Raw genomic sequence first — 22,025 nt, 5'->3', positions numbered from 1 at the left:
CTGATTCATACGCTCGACAAACCAGTAAAAGACTTAATAGTCAGCGTATTTTTTTATGTCATCTAAGCTAATTTCAGGTTCTCCTAAAATTACTAATCTTTCTACTACATTTCGCAGTTCTCGGATGTTTCCAGTCCATGGGAATTCCTGCAATTTTGCCATCGCAGCTTTGCTGATACTTTTCTTTGCATCGCCATTTTCCTGTGAGAGGTCTTCCAAAAACTTATTGACCAATAGTGGAATATCATCTTTCCTATCTTTCAGCGCTGGCACTTGAATTAATATCACACTTAGTCTGTGGTACAAATCCTCACGGAATCTATTTTCTTCTATCTCTTTTTTCAGGTCTTTATTCGTAGCAGCCAATACTCGAACATCCACTTTAATGTCTTTGTCAGAACCAACTCGGTTGATTAGATTTTCCTGAAGTGCTCGAAGTACTTTTGACTGTGCAGAAAGCGACATGTCGCCAATCTCATCTAAGAATAAAGTGCCACCCTGTGCTTGCTCAAATTTCCCTTGACGGAGTTTATGCGCAGAGGTAAAAGCACCTTTTTCATGCCCAAATAGTTCACTTTCTATTAATTCTGAAGGAATGGCAGCACAGTTTACTGCGACAAAAGGCTGAGACGCTCTATTACTCTTTGCATGCACCCAATGGGCTACCAGCTCCTTGCCAGTTCCATTTGGACCTGTGATCAGCACGCGGGCATCTGTAGGAGCTACTTTTTCAATGGTTTCTTTCACATGTTGAATAGGAGCAGATTCACCCACCATATCCAGTTTCTTTGACAGTTTCTTTTTCAGAACTTTCGTCTCAGTCACAAGCTCCTTTTTGTCCAAGGCGTTTCTCACAGTAAGTAAAAGCCTATTGAGGTCCGGTGGTTTTGGGATGAAGTCGAAAGCACCTTTCTTAGTTGCTTCCACTGCGGTTTCAATGCTTCCATGTGCAGAGATCATGATAAATTGCGGAGATTTATCTAATTCCTTAGCTTTCTCCAGCACTTCTATACCATCCATTTTAGGCATTTTAACATCGCAGAGCACAAGATCATAATCATCTTCTTGCAACTTGGCCAAGCCTTCTACGCCATCTTGAGCTTCGCTTACAATGTACTTCTCGTATTCTAGAATTTCGCGTAATGTAGCGCGGATGACTTTTTCGTCATCGATGATCAGTATTTTTGACATAGTTTCAATATAAAATAAAAAAGTGCAAGTCTATAAGCCGGGTTCTGTTTCCTCTTCTATTTTCAGAATTGGTTTCTTGTCATTTATCTAGCCCCGACTTCACAATCGGGGTCCATCGATCTACCCGTTCCGCATAAAAGCGAGCAACTTTTCTCGGAACTGAATCCGACGCGGAACCTATTTGATCTTTCAACCCATAAGGTTTGCCATGCCCCTGACATCACTGCCAGACCGGTGGGCTCTTACTCCACCTTTTCACCCTTACTCTTAGACATGCTCAGGGCAAACCCCGAAGTCTTAGAGCGGTATATTCTCTGTTGCACTAGCTGTAAACTGACCGTCACCAGTCAGTCCCCTTCCCGTTAAGAAGTATGGCGCTCTATGTTGCCCGGACTTTCCTCCTTTCCATCCCGATAGCTATCAGGAGAGAAAGATGACAAGACGACTTGCACGCTACAAAGTACGGCAATTTCTTGCTCTCAGTTTTAGAAATATGTGGAAGGAAGGAGATAGCTTTAGAAGTGATTTTGTAAGTCGTTCTATTTCTGTGTCTTTTGCCTTACCTTTTTCCTATGGATAAAAAGAATACTAAAAAATTTCGCCGGCTTATTCGATTAATTAATTGGTATCCGCCTTATCTATTTGCGGGAATCAAAGTAATAGACTATGCCGATGATTTCTCCAGCTTTCGCACGCGACTCAAGCTCACATGGTACAATCGTAATCTGCTTGGAACTGCTTATGGAGGTTCTCTCTACTCCATGTGTGATCCGTTTTTTATGTTTATCCTCCTCATTCAGTTGGGAGAAGAATACATTGTTTGGGATAAGACAGCGAATATAGAGTTTGTGAAACCTGGAAAAGGGAATGTTTATGCGGAATTCAAAGTATCACCTAGTCAAATTACTGAGGTAAAAATGGCTGTTGATCGGGATGGAAAAGGAGTTTTCGAATTTCCCTGCGAAGTAAGAGACGGGGAGGGCAAAGTGATTGCAAAATTGCAGAAAGGCATTTATGTCCGAAGAAAAGAGCCTGCGAAGCCGAATGCCTAGCATTCGATTGCTTAACTTTGCTTACTAACAAGGAATACCATGATACTAGTAGGGAATACTGTCCTTTCGGATGATATAAAAGAGAATTTTTTTGTCTGTGATTTAGAGGCTTGTAAGGGCGCGTGTTGTGTGGAAGGCGATGCTGGTGCTCCATTAGAGGATGATGAGACTCACATCATTGAGGATATTTACCCTATTGTGAAAGATTATATCACAGAAGAAGGCCGTCAAGCAATCGCAAAGCAAGGAACTTGGGTGTTTGATAAGGATGGTGATAAGGGTACACCTACCATTGGAGACAATAGAGAATGTGCTTATGCCTTAAAGGATGATCGAGGTATTTTAAAATGCGGTATAGAGCAGGCATACCTAGATGGAAAGATCACTTGGAAAAAACCTATCAGTTGTCATATGTACCCGATTCGTGTGACCAAATACGATCAGTTTGATGCTTTGAATTATGATCGCTGGCATATCTGTGATCCCGCATGTCAGCTTGGTAATAGTCTTAAAGTGCCCATCTACAAATTTTTGAAAGATGCTCTTACTCGAAAATATGGTCCGGAATGGTATGCGGATCTATTAAAGGAGATTGAGGGTTGAGTCAAAATTAAATTTACTGACATACAATACTAATTCTTTCTACTAAATCTATGAATCACAGAGTAGTGCAAAATGTGAAAAGAGGAACTACAGATTTAATCTATCTCACTTTGTAGAAAAAGTTGTTGTTCCTACACATAGACCATCCCAATGAAACTTTCAGGATTACTTAGACAACTGATTATGCGATAGTTGTATTATTTTTTTTCTTATGAGTTGGTGAATCAAGCAACGGAAATTTAAAAATTGTAATACTATAAAACTTAAAATCCTCCTGGTATTTGGGCTATTAATTTTCATATGCCCGTTTTTATTGTTGTTTTCCCAAATTGATCGGCACGGAAGTAGTTGAGTTAAGGACGTTTCCATTTCTGGTTGTACCCAATTCCTAAAAACTCAATTATAAGGAAATCTGTAGATAAAGATTTCTTGGGCTTGTCATCATAAAAATGGATATTTGGACAGTTTTAGAAGTAAAGGTCGCGTCCAAATAATTATTAAAAGGCATGGCTTTGCTTTTAATCCACTATTATTCAATAGATAATTTTGGTATTTTAACACAAAGTAAAATAATTCACTTCCTTTTGGATTGTTGTAAGGTTTTATAGATTGTGGAAAAAAGAAGGAAGTGCTATAGTATAAAGACAATTTAAACATTTAAAAATTTAATTATAATAATAAATGATTAGTAATAGCAATTTTTCAGGAAATCAGTTTTTGTTTTTTCTGTTCCTGTCAATTATTTTCTCGTCCTGCGCCAATAGAAATCTCACATACATGAGTAATTTGGATATTGATGAAAATTTTCAAACCGCAATAGAACAAGATCGACAAGTGAAAATTCAATCAGGGGACTTATTAAGGATTAGTTTGAGTAGTCTGCAGCCAGAAATGAATGCAATGTTTAATGATCCGTCAACCGACCTTGACTTCAATAGAAGTGTTATTAATAGCATTAATGCTGAAGGTTTTTTAGTAGATGAAACAGGCCAGATTAATATTCCAGTGGTAGGGAAGTTAAAATTAGACGGACTTTCTAAATCGCAGGCGACTCTGTTAATTGAGAAGGGCATTGAGGAATATATCGTGGATCCGGTGGTGACAATTCAGTTTGCTAATTTTAAGATCACTGTCATAGGAGAAGTTAAAAACCCATCAACGTTTTATGTGCCATCGGAGAATTTAAATATTTTCGAGGCACTTGGTTTAGCCGGGGATATGACAGAGTTTGGTCATAGAGAAGATGTTCGTTTGATTCGAGAATCAGATGGCATCAGGTCCGTAACTACCTTAGATCTTAATGATAAAGATCTCTTAAAATCACCGTATTATATACTTAAACAAAATGATATTATATATGTTCAGCCTGATAAAATGAAGTCTGTAAAAGTAAGTACTAACGAAAGAGGCATGGTTTTTTTATCCTTAGCAGTCGCTTTGGTAGTGCCTATTTTATTTAGCTGGCAGGCAATTTTTGCAAAGTGAAATAGATCCCTGATATATATTCTGTTAAATTAATATGAGAAAAATTAATAAAAAGGTTAACTCAAATGAGGAGCCTATTAATATAAAGCTTATTCTAAGAACGATATTAAAAAGTTGGTATCTCTTTCCAATTTTTATTTTACTTTTCTGTGGGGTTGCATATTACTATATTAAGACAATTACACCTGAGTATTTGATATCAAGTGTGATTATTATCAAAGAAGGTGAAAGAAATAATAACGTCACCGAAAATTCCATTGTGAGCGATCTTGAGAATATGAAATCTACTATTACAGTAGAAAATGAGCTCGAAAAGCTCAAGTCTAAGTCTCTATTAATGGATGCAGTTATTAAGAATAAAGGTTTCATTAATTATTATAATGCCGAAGATTTTTTTAAGACGAAAATTGATCCATTTCAATCTTCAATTGATATTACTGTAGATTCGATTAGTAAAAGTTTTATATCACCATCCGAATCATTCGAAATTCAACCTATTTCAGAAACTAAATTTCTTTTGATACTTGATGAGGATAAGCAAAAAGAATTTGAATATGGACAAAAAATTAAATTTTCATTTGGAATAATTTCTATTCAAAAGAAACCTGCAAGTGATGATTTTGCTACTGAGATGGGAAATGTATTGGTGGAGTTAGTAAATCCACAAGTAGCTGCTGAGAATTATTCCAGAGTATTAGAGTTTCAGAATCCTTCTGTCAAATCTAGTACTCTATACATTAGGTTGTACGATACATCTCCTGAAATGGGCAAACAAATTATGTCTTCGGTAATTGAAGGATATAATCAAAGAATAATAAATCAGAAGAATGAAACAGCACTAAAAACCATAAACTTCATAAATGAAAGATTGGGTATTGTAAAGAATGATTTAGAAGAATTTGAAAAATCGGGTGAAAATTTTAAAACTCGAAATAATATTACGGACATCAGCATGAATTCAAAAATTTATCTTGAAAACACAGCTGAGACGCGTAAACAAGTGGCCGAAGTTAGCGGTAAAATTGATATACTCGAATCGATCGAATTAACCATGAATAATCAGAGCGGACAATTTGATCTCATTCCTGGAGGTTTAGCCGATCTTGATCCTTCTCTATCTGGTTTATTAACTCAATACAATACTTTGCAACGGGACAAACAACGTATAATAAGAATTGTTCAACCAAATAACCCACAGTTGCTAAGCCTTAATGATCAAATAGTAAATGTTAAGTCTAATATTTTGGCTAATATTAGTAGTATTAAATCAAATCTCCTTATCAGTAAGAGAAATTTTGAGACAACGTTAAATGAGAACAGTTATAAGGCCCAAAGCATACCTGGCATAGAGCGAGAATTAGTAGAGATAAGTAGGAATACGGATCTTAAGCAGGAACAATATCAGTATTTGCTACGGAAGCGAGATGAAGCTGTTCTTACCTTGGAAGTCACAGGGGTGAGTAGTGCACAAATGGTTGACCCCCCTATAGCAAGTTTAAAACCTGTAAAGCCTAATAAATTAATGATTATGGCTGCAGCTTTAGGGCTGGGATTAAGCTTACCGCTTGGTTTAATTTTAGTAAATTATTTAGTTACTTCAAAAGTAACTTCGAAAAGGGTAATAGAAAAAATACTGAATGCTCAGATATTGGGGGAGATTGCAAAAAATGATCAAAATGGTGTTATAGCAATAAGCCCTAAAAGTATATCTCCTGCGGCAGAACAACTTAGGATGATACGCAGCAACTTGAAATTCCAATCTGGTGATAATAATAAGGTTATACTGGTATCATCATCGATGTCAGGTGAAGGAAAAACATTCTTTTGCCTCAATTTGGCAGCCACACTTAGTATCGTTGATAAAAAGGTAGTAGTAGTTGATTTGGATCTTAGAAGACCTAGTATATTTAAATCTTTAAACATTAAGTCTAAGCATTCTCTATTTGATTATTTAAATCATGATATAAAGGACCTCAAGGAAATTATAACACCCTCTGGGATCAATAGCAATATGGATATTATTGGTTTAAATAAATCTATTGAAAATGCTTCTGAAATAATTACTTCACAAAAGATAATTAAACTTATTAATTCCTTAAAAAGCTCTTATGACCATATAATAATTGATACGTCGCCCATTGGTCTGGTTGCAGATGCGTATTCCTTAAGCGAAATTGTTGACTTAGTAGTCTATGTAGTAAGGATGAATTATACTAGAGTAGATAATTTGCATGCACTAGCTGAGATAATTGATGAGAATATTTTTAAACAAAATTTTGTTGTTTTAAATGATTCAAATGAGTATTCCGGAAGTAAATTTGGCTATGGATATTACTCTGGAAAAGACACGGATGTAGTTTCAACTAGGGCATAATGCAATCACATTTCTACTAAGTTTAAATGGTTAATATAATTTTAAATTTTTTCTCTAGGATTCCTAGTATTAAATTGGTCGTAGACAGGCTCACATCGGCTTTCAAGGATGGTGATAGATCTTCGTTAGTTATTAAAAATATCATAAATTCAATTGGAATAAAAGGAGTTGGAATACTAATCTCTTTGATTCTGATACCACTCTCTATAAATTTCGTGGGAGCAGTAAATTATGGTATATGGCTCACCATCAGTTCTGTTGTAGGCTGGATGAATCAGTTCGACTTTGGTATGGGAAATGGTTTGCGTAATAAAATCACTTCCGAGTATGCTCAAAAAAGATATGTAGATGGAAAAATTTATGTAAGTACAACTTATGCTGTTTTATCTCTTATAGCTGTTGTATTTTTTGTGTTTTTTTTAATTATTCATTTTTTTGTTGATTGGACAGAATTTTTCAATACTCCACTTGAGTTGGCAAATTCAGTTGATTTAATTGTTGTGATTGTATTAGTTTGCTTTTGCGCCCAGTTTGTTCTCCAAATCATTTCTGTTTTGTTAACAGCTGTTCATTTAGCTTATAAATCAAATATTATTCAAACCATCGCATTGGTTATTTCTTTAGTGGGAGTTCTCTTCTTAACCTATTTCATGGAAGGGAATTTGATTTATTTGGTTCTGGTATTAGCATTTTCTCCTGTAGCATCTTTAATCATCTACACTATTTATTATTTTACACATGATCTTTCAGATTTTACTCCTGATACCAAGAGTATTGATTTTAAAAAATCGAAAGGTTTATTTAGTGTTGGTTGGTTATTTTTCATAGTTCAATTAGGAAGTCTGGTCCTTTACCAAACTAGTAATATTATTATTGCTAAAGTTTTAGGATTAGAAGATGTCTCCGTTTATAATGTGGTATATAAATATTTCACAGCATTATTCATGATAATCACTGTAATCTTAAATCCTTATTGGAGTGCATTTGCAGATGCATATGAATTGAAAGATTACGTATGGATGAAGAAAAGTTTAAAAAATCTTCGAAAAATATTCGTATTATTTTTTGTGCTTAATGTGATCTGTGTTATTATTTCTCCATATGTATTTAACTTTTGGCTTGGTGATTCCTTGACAGTTCCATTTGCAGTTACTTGGTCATTGGGAGTGTATTTTATTGCTTTTTTCTGGTACAATATACATGTCACCTTTATATATGGTGTTGGAAAACTTTATCTTCAAGTGGTAACCATTGTAATAGCAGCATCAATTAATGTCCCTTTCTCTATTTATTTAGGTAATCTGTATGGTCTTCCTGGTGTGGTTTATTCTAATATTATTGTCTTTACATTTCTCGGATTGATTACATATTTACAAGTTCAAAAAATAGTTAATAAAAAAGCTATTGGATTTTGGGATAAGTGATATAAGCTATAAAATTTTGTTTTGGTTCTTTAAAATTATTGATAATGAAAATTGCAGTTTTGCTAACGTGTTTTAATCGGAAGGAGAAAACTTTACAATGTTTGGAGAAATTGTATTCTCAAAAATCTATTGAAAAATTTGAATTGCAAGTTTTTTTAACTGATGATAATTCTAAAGACGGCACAGGTATAGCCGTAAAAGAAAAATATCCTGAGGTTTATGTGTCATATGGAAACGGAAATCTTTTTTGGGCAGGAGGAATGCGTAATTCATGGAGGTTAGCTCTTAATACCGGTGTTATCTTTGATTATTTTTTACTTTTAAATGACGATACTCAAATTTTTGAGGATACGTTAGAAAAGTTGATTAATAGTAATCAGAAAATGAAACTTTCTAATCAAATCTCAAACATAACCATTGGTACAACGACGGATTTTACAGATGGCAAATTTACTTACGGAGGATTCAAACTATACTCTAAAAATAGACTCAAACATATCTTAGTCAATAGTGTGTCCCAGGAGCTTGATTGTGATTTTGGTTGTGCCAATATTATGCTGGTCCCTTATGAAATTACTAGCAAAATAGGCATTTTGAATGAGGAATATATCCATGGGATAGCTGATTTTGATTACACATTACAGGCAAAAAAAGCTGGATTCGATGTATGGGTTGCACCTGGCGTATTGGGTTATTGTAATTATGATCAGGTAAGAAACTGGAAGTCTATGGATTCTAAACTATCAGAAAGAATTGAATTTTTATATAGTCCAAAAGGCTTACAGTATAAAGAATACATGTTTTTTCTTAAAACGCATTTTCCTAGGGAAATTCCATCAATGTTTATAAAGTTTTGGGTAAAAACTCTTTTTCCATTTATTTACGATAAATATAAAGTTGAGAGACAGGAAGTGAAAATTGATCAAGAATCCTAATTTTAAAAATCGACAATTAATTCATTCAATTAAAAATGATTATTGAAAGTTTTTCTTGACCCCAAAGAATTGGGCTTGCCCAATAAGAATTCCTAATGAGACTAAATCTGGGTACAACTTAAGGAGTTTCTTAGGTCAACATGTTCAAAATTATATGAGCAGGGCTTAAAATTTCAATTATGGACTTTGATGGTCCTAATACATATAGGAGGGATAAAATCCAATGATATTGTCAAAAAAATTAATTTATGAAATGCTCAGTTTCTTTATTTTAAAATTATACTTTTAATTTTTGACTCCAAAATTTTTATTTACCTTTGAGGTCTTGGTGTTTTTGAATACACTATTCTGCATTATAAATTTTTAATTTTAACCATATGAAAGCAGTGATTTTGGCGGGTGGATTTGGAACCCGAATTAGTGAAGAAAGTGGGGTCAGACCAAAGCCAATGGTGGAAATTGGTGGCAAACCAATTCTTTGGCACATCATGAAAATATATTCCTCTCACGGGATTAATGATTTTGTTATTTGTTGCGGCTATAAGGGTTATATGATTAAAGAGTATTTTGCTAATTATTTTTTACATATGGCAGATGTTACTTTTGATTTGGCTAATAATTCAATGGAAGTTCACCGCAAGAAATCAGAGCCGTGGAAAGTAACATTGATAGACACAGGCGAAAATGTAATGACGGGTGGAAGAATTAAAAGAGTGGCTGAGTACATCAAAGATGAGGCATTTTGTTTAACATACGGCGATGGAGTTTGTGATATAGATATCAATTCTTCCATCGCATTTCATAAATCTCAAAATGCAACCGTCACGCTCACTGCAGTTAGACAGCCTGGAAGATTTGGTGCGTTTACACTGAATGATGAAGATTCTAGAATTGAAAATTTTAGAGAAAAACCTTTAGGAGACGGAAGAAGTAATGCATGGATAAATGGTGGGTTTTTTATAGTAGAGCCATCTGCTTTAAATTTTATTTCAGATGATAGTACAGTTTGGGAAAAAGGACCACTAGAAGAATTGGCTAAGAATAACCAGCTTTCTGCCTATAAGCATACTGGATTTTGGCAGCCTATGGATACGCTTAGGGATAAGCATTTACTGGAAGATCTCTGGGATGCAGGGAAAGCTCCTTGGAAAATTTGGTAATCAATTACACATTTTAACTAATACCGCAAGTTCATCAGATGTTACAAGTTTTTTCAGGTAAAAAAATCCTTATCACCGGTCATACAGGTTTCAAGGGTTCGTGGTTGTCATTATGGCTAAAGCAGAAAGGAGCCAAACTATACGGGATTTCCAAAGATATTCCAACTCAACCATCTTTGTTTGAAGCGTTGGAACTGGAGCAAGGGATGGAACACATTATAATGGACATCAGAGATCTTTCTTCTTTTAAAAAAGAGGTTAAGAGAATTGCACCTGATTTTATTTTCCACATGGCGGCTCAGCCTATTGTTTCATTATCGTATTCTGATCCTATAGAAACCTTTACCACCAACGCTATAGGTACAGCCAATGTGTTGGAAGCAATAAGGGATTTGGATCAAAAATGTGTGGTCATATTCATTACCTCAGACAAGTGCTATGAGAATGTAGAATGGGTTTGGGGCTATAAGGAAACTGATATGCTGGGAGGCAAGGATATATACAGTGGTTCCAAAGCAGCAGCAGAAATCATAATTCATTCTTACTACCACTCATTTATCAAGAAAATGCCTCATATTAAAATGGCATCTGTAAGAGCTGGTAATGTAATAGGAGGGGGTGATTGGGCAGCGGATAGGATTGTTCCAGATTGTATGAAATCCTGGAGTCAGAATGATAAGGTAGAAATTAGAAATCCAGGTGCCACAAGACCATGGCAGCATGTGCTGGAACCTCTCAGTGGCTACCTGAATATAGCTGCAGAGTTGTGGAACGGAGGAGATTTCAATGGTGAAAGCTATAATTTTGGACCGCCCTCTGAAAATAATATTACAGTAATGGAATTACTTGAAAAATTAGGAAAAAGTTGGGGATTTGAAAAAGCAGAAGATACCTATACTCAGACTGGTGAACTTAAGTTTTCAGAAGCAGGCTTGCTTAAACTAAATTGTGATAAAGCTTTGTTTGACTTTAAATGGCAACCCACACTTAATATTACTGAGTTGATACAATATACGGGAGACTGGTACTACAGGTATTACAATAATGCTAAGGATGTTCGTGCCTTTACCATGCAACAGATTTCTGATTACGAAAAGAAAGCATCGGTTAAAAAAATAGCTTGGTCAAGTGATATTTAGACAAACCTATTGTATTCAAGTTTGAATGAAATTTAGAAAAACAAGTATTGATGGTATGTATCTACTCGACCTAGAAGAGCGTGTGGATACAAGGGGTTTTTTTGCTCGGAATTTCTGTATCAATGAGTTTCGTGACCAAGGTATAGACTTTACTGTAGTGCAGTCCAATATGTCATATAGTAAACAAAAAGGCACATTACGTGGACTGCATTATCAAAGTGACTGTAAAGAGGCAAAGGTTGTCAGATGTACACGTGGAGTTATTTTTGATGTAGTCATAGATTTGAGGCCAAATTCAGTCACTTTTCTTCAGTATGATTTGAACGAATTGTCTGAATTTAATCATAAGGAAATTTACGTTCCACCTGGATGTGCCCATGGATTTTTGACTTTAGAGGCAGATTCTGAGATAAATTATCTAGTATCTGCTATGTATAGTCCAGAATTAGAAAAGGGCTTAAGATATAATGATACTATTTTGAAGGATGTGCAATGGCCTATACCTATCCAGATAATTACAGAAAAGGATCTAAACTATCCTGATTATGATGCGCCTCTTATGTATTATCAATAATATTCATTAGTTTTTAGAATGAAAGTAAAGCCCACAAAAATAGAAGGTTGTTTTGAAATAGAGATAATTATCCGTGAAGACGGAAGAGGAAGATTGGTCAAAAACTTTCATAAGACCTCTTTTGAAAAATTGGGATTAATGACAGACTTTCCTGAACATTATTATTCTGTATCTAAAAAAAATGTTCTTAGAGGCCTTCACTTTCAGGTTCCAAGCCAACATCATATCAAACTTGTTTCTTGTCTAGAAGGACGTATTCTAGATGTTGTTGTTGACTTAAGAATAGGATCTCCAACTTACGGAGATCACTTAATGATCGAATTAAATTCCGAAAAAGCTAATATGCTATATGTACCTGAAGGTTGTGCGCATGGTTTCTTTACGCTTTCGACTAAATCGATTTTCTTAAACCGAACTTCTACCATGTATAGCAATTCTCACGACGGGGGAATTCATTGGGACAGCTGTGGGATAGAGTGGCCTACTACTAATCCAATTATTTCAAAGAAAGATAAATATCTTCCTGAACTCGAAAACTTTGATTCTCCATTTAAATTTCAACCAACTATATGATACTTGTAGATACTAGACTTAAACAGAGAGCAGATTCTGGAAATATCCTTAAGGTAGGTATGATAGGGTCTGGAGAAATGGCAAAGGGTATGATCAACCAAATTATTAATCATACGCCTGGGATGACAGTTGCATGTACTTATGGGCGCAGTGCAGATAAAGTTAAAAGTGTTTTCGATTCTTTAGGCTTGACTCAATACTTACTTACTAACGAGTTGGAGGCTGCTGAGACAGCTATTGCCCAAGGACTTTATGTTATAACAGAGGATATTGACATGATGTGTGCCTTACAATCTATTGAAATCCTCGTAGAATCTACTGGAGCTATTGAATTCGGCGCGGAAACCCTGTTAAAAGCATTTAAAAATGGAAAACATGTGTTATCCTTCAATGCAGAATTAGATTCAACTTTGGGTCCAATATTGTATAAAAAGGCAAAAGAGTATGGGGTCAAGTATGCCTTGGGAGATGGGGATCAGCCTGGTGTGACTATGAATTTGTACCGATATGTGAAGTCAATGGGTTTTACTCCACTGGTTTGCGGTAACATAAAAGGAATGCAGGATCGGTATAGAACTCCGGATACACAAAAAGCATTTGCAGCTTCTTGGGGCATGAATCCAGTCATGGCGACAAATTTTGCTGATGGCACCAAAATTTCCTTTGAGCAGTCGTGTATTGCGAATGGAACAGGAATGAAGGTAGCCCAAAGAGGGATGTTGGGATTTGAATCTACTGAACATGTAGATAAACTGACTCATTTATTTGATGTAGAAAGACTCAAGGAATTAGGAGGAATTGTTGATTACATTGTAGGAGCTCAGCCATCTCCTGGTGTTTTTGTCTATGCTACCACTGATGATGAATTTTCTAAAAAATACTTGAAGTATGGGAAACTAGGGGATGGCCCTCTGTATAGCTTTTATCAACCTTATCATTTATTGTTTTTTGATATTGCAAGTTCTATATGTAGACTAATGGATTTTGATGACGGTGTTTTAGTACCCATTAATGGGCCTGTAGTAGATGTAATCACAGTTGCCAAAAGAGATTTACATCCGGGAGATTTATTGGATGGTATTGGTGGATTCAAGACATATGGCCTTTGTGAAAACCATGATCAGGTAGTAACTGAGAATTTATTGCCAATGGGGATATCAGAAGGATGTGTGATAAACAAATTTATTCCAAAGGATGAGGTAGTGCATTACTCTGATGTACAAATCCCTGATGGAAGGCTAATAGATGAATTAATGTTAGAACAGCTTGAAATCAATAAATCCGTAATGATTAAAGTATGATGTATTTCATTTAACTATCCCCACTAAATCTAAGTCTATACAAGCTTCCCTTAGAAAACATTTCAGTCCAGATATTGAGTGATTATGAGGTAGTAAATTCTTTACAATATGAGACCTCAGAGATTAGGAGTGAGGGAAAGCAATTCTGGAGTATCTAGTTAAGTTTTCCACTTAAAATTTTTAAAGGACATCATCAACTGGTATTCATTGAAACTTTCAATAATTACCTTACTTATTCAAATTATTTGTAAATTAAAAGTACGGTTCGACCGATAAGTAAATAACTAATATCGTATTAAGTATAAAAGGATAAACTGCCAAGAGCATTTTTAAGGCTGAATGTCCGCGTTCTATAAGAGCAATTTTAGAGGTGGTCTGATTTTTTGTCTGTTCCACTAGTTTCGTAGTATTAATTTATTTAAACAATTCACATTAATTGAAAGACGATCTGAAAAGGATCCCTGTAAAAATACAGCGATCAAGGTAAGATTTTATTCTAGAAGGATTGCCAATTAAAAATTCTATTCACTCCCAGTTTTTTAGCTTATAAATAGAAGCAGAAATCGTAGAGGGAAGGCCTATTTGGAAGTAGGAATATAAGCATCAGAGTATACTGACTGAAAGGAGTAATTAGAGGATAATAGCATATATGCTTCATCCCTAAAAAATTTTTCTAAACATCATTTTAATATCCGCTCAAACCAAATTTTATTTAAATCTAAACCCCACTTTACGATAACTATAAATCATATGAATGAAATAAAAACAAACAACCTGAATGCAAATTTTATAGAAAATAATAATTTGATAATTAACGCAGATGATTTTGGCAAAGATAAACTCATAAACGAGGCTATTGTTTACTGTTTAAACAATAATCTAATAAACAGTACATCTCTAATGGTGGGTGAGCCTGGATTTCAAGAGGCGATAAGTTCCATAAATAATTTCGGATATAAGAATATAGGTCTTCATGTGAATCTAACTGAAGGGAAACCATTGAGTACCTTTGAGGCAGACTGCTTTTTACAAGAAAATGGAGATTGGGATCCTAATAAAGTTTGGAGTCCTAATCTCTTGAAAAAAGAAATATCCAAGAAATTTGAAGCGGAAATAGTCTTTCAGTTAGAAAAGATGGCAGACTCTATATTATTTCCAAATCACATTAATTCACATCATCATATTCATACTACTCCATTTTTGTTTCCTGTTTTCTTAAAAGTTGCCTTAAAATTTAAAATAAAATTAAGACTTTGCCAAAGTTATTATGAGAATAGCTATTTCAAATATTATTATAGAGTTGGTATTAATCAAATCATCAAATCCAATAGACTAGCATTTTCAGACTCTTTTGAATCATTAAATTCTTGGAATTCCAGAAAGCAGATGTTAAGGGCAAAAAAGATAGAGATAATGGTACATCCAATGTTTTTGCAGGATTATTCAAAAATTATTGATAGTTGGGAAAATGTCGATCTTATAGAACAACTATGTTTTGAATAACCCTAAATCAGATGTGCTTTGTTTTAAAAAATAGAGGTTCTAGATAGAGGTTGCTTAGAGAATGAAAAATAAGTAACATGATAGAGTAAATAAATTGTTTTTTGGAATTAAGAAAAGAATTGTGCAAGGACCATAACGAACTCGCAAATCGATACCTGTTGAACAGAATATAGCAAGTCTATAACTACTTATTTTATCCTTAATTATACATACTCTATTATACGTAACTATACCTATCGACGAGGAGAGGATAGATTTCATGGAAATGATAGAGGACAGGCACGTAAAGAAATCTATGATAATTGTCAGTCAACTGCCCGTTTCGAGTTGGAACGATATCATTGGCGAAGAAATCGTTGCTGACGCTGTTCTTGACAGGTTGGTCCACTCATGTTAAAGAATTGAGCTAATAGAAGAAAGTCTCAGAAAAAAAATGCAAAAATGAAAGGCTAACAGATTAAAGTACCAAACTCATTTTGGATCAATATGATCGGAATTGGGGTGAGTATTGTCCATACTATCCAGCAGGTTTCGGAATTCTTCACAGGCAAACTGTACTCCCCGGTCAGAATGTAAGATCAGTCCCAATAAATTAATAGGCCTATACTGGTATTCCCGCCTTTATCGCCTGACCCAGTAACCGAGATTACCTTATCCATGCTATCTCATTACAGGATTTGCCGCTTTTATATTGTTCAATTACCATCAATTAGAATGCGTTGCCGAATGCCCTTCATGGTCTATAATTCATTCTAAGATAGGAGAGCTAAACTTTTTGTCCAATCGAATGAGGCAACTTGAACCCAGTAAATATTTAGGAAAACTATTTTACTGTTTCTTCTGAAAGATTTTGAAATACCTTCTTAAGCGACTTTCCAAAATAGTCCATGTTATATTTAGTCTTATGTAACTCAAAAGCTTTTCGTCCCATTTCATTACTTAATTCAGGGTTATCAATCAATTTTTTAAGTTTAGAAACCCAGGACTGAACATCACCTTCTTGAATCCAATAACCAATTCCTTCCTTTTCGATGTCAACGTCAATAAAAGGATTTGAGGTCATAATGACAGGTTTTCCAATAGCCATTGCATCTAATAGAACAGTCAGGCCCAATGTTGAAGATTGAGTCATTTTAAAACAAATTAATACCGCCAATGAATTTTTATATAAATCAATAATCTCCCTAGAACTAATTGACTTAGTATTAATCTCAACATTATCAGGAATATCTGTTGATATAGGCTTATAATTAGGTTTTGCGTAAATTTTAAGTTTAAAATCTAAATAGCGAAATGCCTCTATTAATGTGTCGAAATCCCGATCAGTTTGTCCGGAACTCACAAAATATTCTTCTTTGGTAGAATTAGTTAAAGTATTGGATCTATCATAGAAATTTGTTTCTGCTCCCCAACTTAAATGCACAAATCTATTTTCATAATCTTTAGGAGATAATTCAAATGACTTAATATTTTCCGATTTAATATTCTCACTTACGAAAAGCATCCTGTCGAAACCCATCATTAGTTTTTTACCTAAAGATTTCACTAATCTATTTTTAGAGCTACTTCCTAAAAGGGGGTAATGAATCATAGCTACTATAGGAGTCTTGATTATTCCGAAAAGCTTTAATATCAACAATAATTTAGTCGTTGCGGCAGCGAAGGGAGCATAAATTATATCGATATCATTTTTAATAAACAGTGCCCTTATTTGCTGGTCTAAATGTTCTATTCGAATTTTATTTCCAATTTTATCCAGAAACTTATATTTCTGGTGAGGTAGAATAATGATTTCAATCCCATCTTCTTTATCCAACTCAATTTTTCCCCATAGCTGTTGACTTGGAGTTAATCCGGCTTGCCACTGGTTATAATAACGATCCAGGGGGTAGTCATTTACCATTAAAATTTTCATGATTATTTATTTTACTTTTTAGCTTTTTAAAAAATTCAAGTATAAAGATTAGATCTACTTCGTTGATCCCTTGATTTTAAACATTAAAATTTATTTAATTTAATTAATTAACTTCACTTAACTCGTGAATTTCGTCATTTTCTTCCTCAAAATCATAGTCGATTAATGAAAATTTTGGAAGAAAAAGAAAGATTAATGTAATCGGTAATATGAGAAGAGGTTCTCCAAAATTCATCACCAAAATCATCAAGATCATATATAAAGAATATTCGAACTTTTGATAATGGAGATAAATAAATTTACCCATTCGGAAAAGTAAAAAGGCAAATCCTACAAGCCCAAATTTAGCTATAAAATCAATAGTTCCATTGGAGATATTGAATTTACTTATTTCTACACCAAATATTGGACTATTAAGATTAATATACGCGTTACTAACACCAAATATTAACTGATAACCAAAATTTTGATATAAAAAAATTATACTAGAGAATCTATTTAATTTTACTTCACCCCCAAATTCTTCGTAGAATGCTAATTGGTTAGTTATTTCTTCATAATTTTGTAAAATCTTTATATCTTCTTCATAAATATTTGTTATTTTTTCTCCTAAGAAAGGTAAGTTGAAAAATAATATTAAACCTACAATAGATAGAAGTATCATTTTCCAACTTATTATCCCTTCATTGAATCTATAATAGAGCACCATTAGGATGCCAAGAGCTAAATAAGCTGTAGTTGATATGGTTGTAATCGTAGCAATAATTAAGATTATTGCATTCCTATCCATCACAAAGTAATTGTTCATAAAATGAAACAAAAGAGCAATAACTAAAAAGCAACCATAAGCTCCTGGTTCCCAGACAAATCCTGAGTTTCTAAAATGATGTAATTTATCATAAGTGAAAAATATGAAATTGGAGTAGGTTGCACTTATACCAGAATATGGTATAGTACTGTTATGAAATGTTTCCCCAATTTTAAACAAAATTCCTCCTCCACCTACTAATTGAAAAACATAAAGTGCTAATGATATTTTAGCTAAAAATATAATTACCTCTGAAATTAATATAGTAGCATTTTTTTTAAATACCACGCAAAATATATAAGATATTAGGATGTATTTTAATAAAAAAAATACATCACTTACTAAAAACATAACTCCAAGCTTATTAAAAAATAAATTCCTAAATATTATAAATAAAATAAATATAGCAGTAAATATTGCAAATGTATAGAGATCACTTTCATATATTCTTTTTTTATAAAGACCATAGCTAAAACAAGATATTGAAAATATAAACCAAAATACATCATATTCATAAACAAAGGATGTTTTTGCGGCAATCAATATGAAAAAAAATACGAAAAAATAGTCTAATTTTGTTTTTTCCATTTGCAAGATATTTTTTTCATAATTGTCATTAGTAATTAAAATATAAGAAAATATATTTTTTTTGTATTAGGTGTGTAGTAAATTTATGTATTAGACGTGAATAATTTTTTGAGACTCTATTGTAATCTAAACTTGTAATTTTGTTTAGATTACAATTGAGATTTGAGAACTTATTTTTGAAATACCCTAATATAATCTATAACCAATTCTTGTGGAAATACAGTGCTGGTATTAGGGTTTCCTGGAAATTGTCCACCTACTGCCAAATTAATATTCAAATGAAATGGCTTTGTAAATGTGTCTATCATAGAAGCATCGATGATTTTTTCAAAGTAAACTTTATCATTCAGTAGCCACTGAATTTTATTAGGCTCCCAAATTATAGAAAAAACATGAAATTTATCATTGAAAATTCCATTTTCTAAGGAAGTAAAATTGCTAAAGGTTTGAACATTTTTAGGTGTTCCATAAATTATTTTACCTACAAGAGTATTATTCCTTCCATCAATTTCTCCACCTCTCATTTCCAAAAGACTAATGTGACCGGGAGTTGGCCAGCTTACTTCTTTAATTTTATCTCCTAATAACCAAACTCCAGCCCATAATCCCTGTCCCTTTGGTAATTTAGCTCTGACATCTATTCTTCCAAAAGTAAGTGAAAAAGTATCAAGAGTACTAATTCTTCCAGATGTATACTGTGAATCACCTATTGTTTCTTTCTTTGCGGTGATTATCAAATTACCATTTAATATTTCAACATTATCTTTATTGTGCGATTGAAGTTCTCCACTTCCCCATCCACATGCCTCTGGGCATCCATTTCCTTGTATAAAGTTCCAATCTTCATCAAAACTGGCTGAATTAAATTCCTCTGTAAATACATTACTATAACCCTCATATGAGATAGGGCTTGAGCAAGGATCACATTCGGTGATTCTTTCATCAATGCACGAATTTAATGAAAATATTAACATTGGGAAAATCACAAACTTGATATTTTTACCAAATTGTAATATTAGTAATTCTAAGCTCTTGAAATTATTTTTTTCCATAAAATGTGGATATAGTGGTGATTATAGATATGATTTGTTGAAAGTGACGTTATATAAAATAAAATAATAAATCAATTTGACTTTAAATATGCCATGTGTTTGATGTATTTTTTCTGTTAAATATCTTTTAATTGAAATTTTCAAATATTACTAGTATGATATTATATTTTTTTTATACTTTTTTATTCAAAAGGATAATTTGACATTAAAGCTGGAGATAAGGGCAGGATATCAATCCTGTAAATTTGAGCTTTAATTTTTATACTGTTACATATTTTACATACGACTAACTTTGATCTTAACTAACTTCTGCAGGATTTAATCTCTTAAATTCTAGATATATATGTATTGATAATTTTAAATCCGAATTATTTGATTTACATCTTACATGTCATGTATAATTCACTGTAAGTTTATTTGCTTTAGTTAAATACGGAATTAATAGGGCGCTTGGATGTAACTGCTTTGTAGTGCTTTGTCGCCGATATCATACATTTCTATAGATTTTACTATGTTGGCAAGCTAACTGATTGAAATCCATAGGTTTGGTGGCTATGGTTTTTTTTAGTTTATGCTTTTTAGTTATTTTTTAATTTTAAAGATTGAAATTTAGTTTTCAAAACAATCTTTTTTCTCCCAGATTGTGAGACTATCAATATTTCTATTAGTTCTTGGTGTAAGTTCCATGAATATCATTTAAAACTATGCCAAACCTAAATTTGAAAATTTATTTTGGAAATTGTAAGGATTCAGAACACCATCTACATAGGCAAAGAGAATGTTTGATTAGCTTTATAGCTATATAAATTCGCATTACAGCTATATAAATTTGTATTTTATCTAAATGCATCTTTATTAAGATCTTTGGGATAATCAACCAATAAACGTCGCTAAGAAAATTAAATCATCTAAAATAAATTGACTATTTTTTCTCTTTCCTCATTCCGAGGCTAGATTGCCTCAATCCTTGTAATATATGATTTTATCTTTTAATTTTAGTTTCAAATCATACTATTTATTGGAATAAAAAGAGCCTCCTTTCTTAAGGAAGCTCTTAATGTTCTAGGTGTTAAATTTCACTCTAAAGTTGTATTACTTGCATACTATCTATGTTCATAACACAGTATAGAATATGTATTATATAATTCATTTATTTTATCACTACTTTTATTTTTTGATTATAAACTTTTTACTTGAAATATTATTTCCATTTCCATATACCTGCAATATATAAACGCCATTGATTAGATTGGAAACATTAATTGTTACCGTTGACTCTTCAGGTTTTGCCTTGAATGAACGTTTCACGATACCATTCATGGATATGACTTTAAATTCAAAATCATAAAAACCATCTAAGTTTGTAAAGATTACATTCAGAACATCTGTAGTTGGATTTGGACCAATTACATATTCAAGTTGAAGAGTGTTGATGTCTTTCCGAGCACTTAAAATCATAGGCGCCGAATAGATCGATGAGCCTTTGATGTCAACTGCTCTAGCAACTAGCTGATGTTCTCCGTCAGGAATATTCTTCCATTCATAACTATAGGGCTGTATTACTGAGCTTCCCAATTTTTCACCATTTAGAAAATATTCTACAAATTCAACTTTTGCTTCGAACTCGTTAAGTTCTACATTAAGATCCAAGTTTTCTCCTGATGTAATTTCCTTTTGATTGCTGGATGACAGTAGTTTTACTGACGCTTGATTTCTTTTTAAAACTTTGATAGGTACTGTCTCGGATAGGATTTCGGTTCCATCTGCAAAAACCAGTTTAGCTGATAAGTTGTGATTTCCCCAAGGAGCATTTTTCCATTTAAAATCACTATATGGAGATGTTGAAGATCCAATTGAAATTCTCTCCCGGTAATACTCAACTCTGTTAATAGGATTGACGTTTTCTGGAATTTGCACTTGTATTAAGATGCTTTCCCCAGCATTGAATTCAGCGTCTTTGATTGGATCTATAATTTCGAAGATTTTCTCAATTTTTTCTTTTACTAGTATTGAAACAGATTCTGATATTTTAAAATTGCTTGTGTCTTCTCCAATTGCTTTTGCAGTTATATTATGTTTAGTTGAAGTTGGTGTTTGCCATTTAAAGCTAAATGGACTAACATTTGAAAAACCTATGAGTTGGTCACCACTATAATATTCTACATTTTTAACGAATTTGTCAGACCCTTGAAACATGACTATTAGTTCAATGCTTTGGCCCTTATCGAATTCTTGATTGTTTACAGGAGTAACAAGAAATATTTCTGGAATTAGCACCTCATTAGGATTTTCAGTAGGTAGCTCTTCTTTCACAATTACACTGATCACTACAGGTGATGACACAGTTG

At 33.3% G+C, this 22,025-nt stretch carries 18 protein-coding genes and 1 other RNA gene; 13 read left to right on the top strand and 6 right to left on the bottom strand.

The window, feature by feature from the left end:
• Positions 1-33: 33 nt before the first annotated feature.
• Both BVH02_RS18305 and rnpB read right to left on the bottom strand, forming a co-directional pair.
• Entirely contained in the window at positions 34-1,191 is a 1,158-nt protein-coding gene (locus tag BVH02_RS18305) for a sigma-54-dependent transcriptional regulator (RefSeq protein WP_086502922.1), read from the bottom strand.
• A 17-nt stretch (positions 1,192-1,208) separates the two neighbouring features.
• An RNA gene (gene rnpB / locus BVH02_RS18300) (RNase P RNA component class A) lies at positions 1,209-1,644 on the bottom strand.
• 119 nt (positions 1,645-1,763) lie between these two features.
• Between rnpB and BVH02_RS18295 the strand changes: the two genes are divergently transcribed.
• The 13 genes from BVH02_RS18295 to BVH02_RS18235 all read left to right on the top strand — a co-directional run bounded on the left by BVH02_RS18295 (position 1,764) and on the right by BVH02_RS18235 (position 15,711).
• Complete coding sequence (locus BVH02_RS18295) at positions 1,764-2,243, top strand: DUF4442 domain-containing protein (RefSeq protein WP_086502921.1); 480 nt, start codon at positions 1,764-1,766, stop codon at positions 2,241-2,243.
• A gap of 39 nt (positions 2,244-2,282) precedes the next feature.
• Positions 2,283-2,846 carry a DUF3109 family protein gene (locus BVH02_RS18290; RefSeq protein WP_086502920.1) on the top strand — a complete coding sequence of 188 codons (564 nt, stop codon included), beginning with the start codon at positions 2,283-2,285 and terminating at the stop codon, positions 2,844-2,846.
• A 777-nt stretch (positions 2,847-3,623) separates the two neighbouring features.
• Positions 3,624-4,331 (top strand): polysaccharide biosynthesis/export family protein, encoded by a 708-nt coding sequence (locus BVH02_RS18285; protein ID WP_158093912.1) that lies wholly within the window; start codon positions 3,624-3,626, stop codon positions 4,329-4,331.
• 34 nt (positions 4,332-4,365) lie between these two features.
• Complete coding sequence (locus BVH02_RS18280) at positions 4,366-6,705, top strand: GumC family protein (protein WP_086502918.1); 2,340 nt, start codon at positions 4,366-4,368, stop codon at positions 6,703-6,705.
• 26 nt (positions 6,706-6,731) lie between these two features.
• Positions 6,732-8,129, top strand: coding sequence for a lipopolysaccharide biosynthesis protein (locus BVH02_RS18275; protein WP_086502917.1), 1,398 nt, complete (start codon positions 6,732-6,734; stop codon positions 8,127-8,129).
• 44 nt (positions 8,130-8,173) lie between these two features.
• Positions 8,174-9,064 carry a glycosyltransferase family 2 protein gene (locus tag BVH02_RS18270; protein WP_086502916.1) on the top strand — a complete coding sequence of 297 codons (891 nt, stop codon included), beginning with the start codon at positions 8,174-8,176 and terminating at the stop codon, positions 9,062-9,064.
• A gap of 377 nt (positions 9,065-9,441) precedes the next feature.
• Positions 9,442-10,224: a glucose-1-phosphate cytidylyltransferase gene (gene rfbF, locus BVH02_RS18265; protein WP_086502915.1), complete on the top strand. Its 783-nt coding sequence runs from the start codon at positions 9,442-9,444 to the stop codon at positions 10,222-10,224.
• Positions 10,225-10,262: 38 nt separating this feature from the next.
• Positions 10,263-11,363: a CDP-glucose 4,6-dehydratase gene (gene rfbG / locus BVH02_RS18260; RefSeq protein ID WP_086502914.1), complete on the top strand. Its 1,101-nt coding sequence runs from the start codon at positions 10,263-10,265 to the stop codon at positions 11,361-11,363.
• 25 nt (positions 11,364-11,388) lie between these two features.
• Positions 11,389-11,937: a dTDP-4-dehydrorhamnose 3,5-epimerase gene (gene rfbC / locus BVH02_RS18255; RefSeq protein ID WP_086502913.1), complete on the top strand. Its 549-nt coding sequence runs from the start codon at positions 11,389-11,391 to the stop codon at positions 11,935-11,937.
• Between the two features lie 18 nt (positions 11,938-11,955).
• Positions 11,956-12,510: a dTDP-4-dehydrorhamnose 3,5-epimerase family protein gene (locus tag BVH02_RS18250; protein ID WP_086502912.1), complete on the top strand. Its 555-nt coding sequence runs from the start codon at positions 11,956-11,958 to the stop codon at positions 12,508-12,510.
• Positions 12,507-13,811, top strand: coding sequence for an NAD(P)H-dependent oxidoreductase (locus BVH02_RS18245; protein WP_086502911.1), 1,305 nt, complete (start codon positions 12,507-12,509; stop codon positions 13,809-13,811). Before BVH02_RS18250 ends, BVH02_RS18245 begins: the two co-directional genes overlap by 4 nt.
• A 750-nt stretch (positions 13,812-14,561) precedes the next feature.
• Positions 14,562-15,314, top strand: coding sequence for a ChbG/HpnK family deacetylase (locus BVH02_RS18240; protein ID WP_086502910.1), 753 nt, complete (start codon positions 14,562-14,564; stop codon positions 15,312-15,314).
• A gap of 202 nt (positions 15,315-15,516) precedes the next feature.
• Positions 15,517-15,711 (top strand): ATP-binding protein, encoded by a 195-nt coding sequence (locus BVH02_RS18235; RefSeq protein ID WP_223271916.1) that lies wholly within the window; start codon positions 15,517-15,519, stop codon positions 15,709-15,711.
• A 426-nt stretch (positions 15,712-16,137) separates the two neighbouring features.
• Here BVH02_RS18235 and BVH02_RS18230 read toward each other — a convergent pair whose 3' ends face one another.
• The 4 genes from BVH02_RS18230 to BVH02_RS18215 form a co-directional block, all read right to left on the bottom strand.
• On the bottom strand, positions 16,138-17,229 hold the full coding sequence (locus BVH02_RS18230) for a glycosyltransferase (protein ID WP_086502909.1): 1,092 nt from the start codon (positions 17,227-17,229) through the stop codon (positions 16,138-16,140).
• Positions 17,230-17,332: 103 nt separating this feature from the next.
• Positions 17,333-18,625 (bottom strand): hypothetical protein, encoded by a 1,293-nt coding sequence (locus BVH02_RS18225; protein ID WP_111357191.1) that lies wholly within the window; start codon positions 18,623-18,625, stop codon positions 17,333-17,335.
• Positions 18,626-18,795: 170 nt separating this feature from the next.
• Positions 18,796-19,677 (bottom strand): glycoside hydrolase family 16 protein, encoded by an 882-nt coding sequence (locus tag BVH02_RS18220; protein ID WP_086502907.1) that lies wholly within the window; start codon positions 19,675-19,677, stop codon positions 18,796-18,798.
• A 1,167-nt stretch (positions 19,678-20,844) separates the two neighbouring features.
• The gene (locus BVH02_RS18215; RefSeq protein ID WP_143244247.1) at positions 20,845-21,990 is read right to left on the bottom strand and encodes an Ig-like domain-containing protein; all 1,146 of its coding nucleotides are present in this window, start codon (positions 21,988-21,990) and stop codon (positions 20,845-20,847) included.
• Positions 21,991-22,025: the final 35 nt, after the last annotated feature.

It is taken from the genome of Algoriphagus ratkowskyi, from assembly GCF_002150505.1.
Lineage (GTDB): Bacteria > Bacteroidota > Bacteroidia > Cytophagales > Cyclobacteriaceae > Algoriphagus > Algoriphagus ratkowskyi.
Note: the sequence above shows the minus strand (reverse complement) of the source record. Positions and strands in the feature narration are given on the sequence as shown.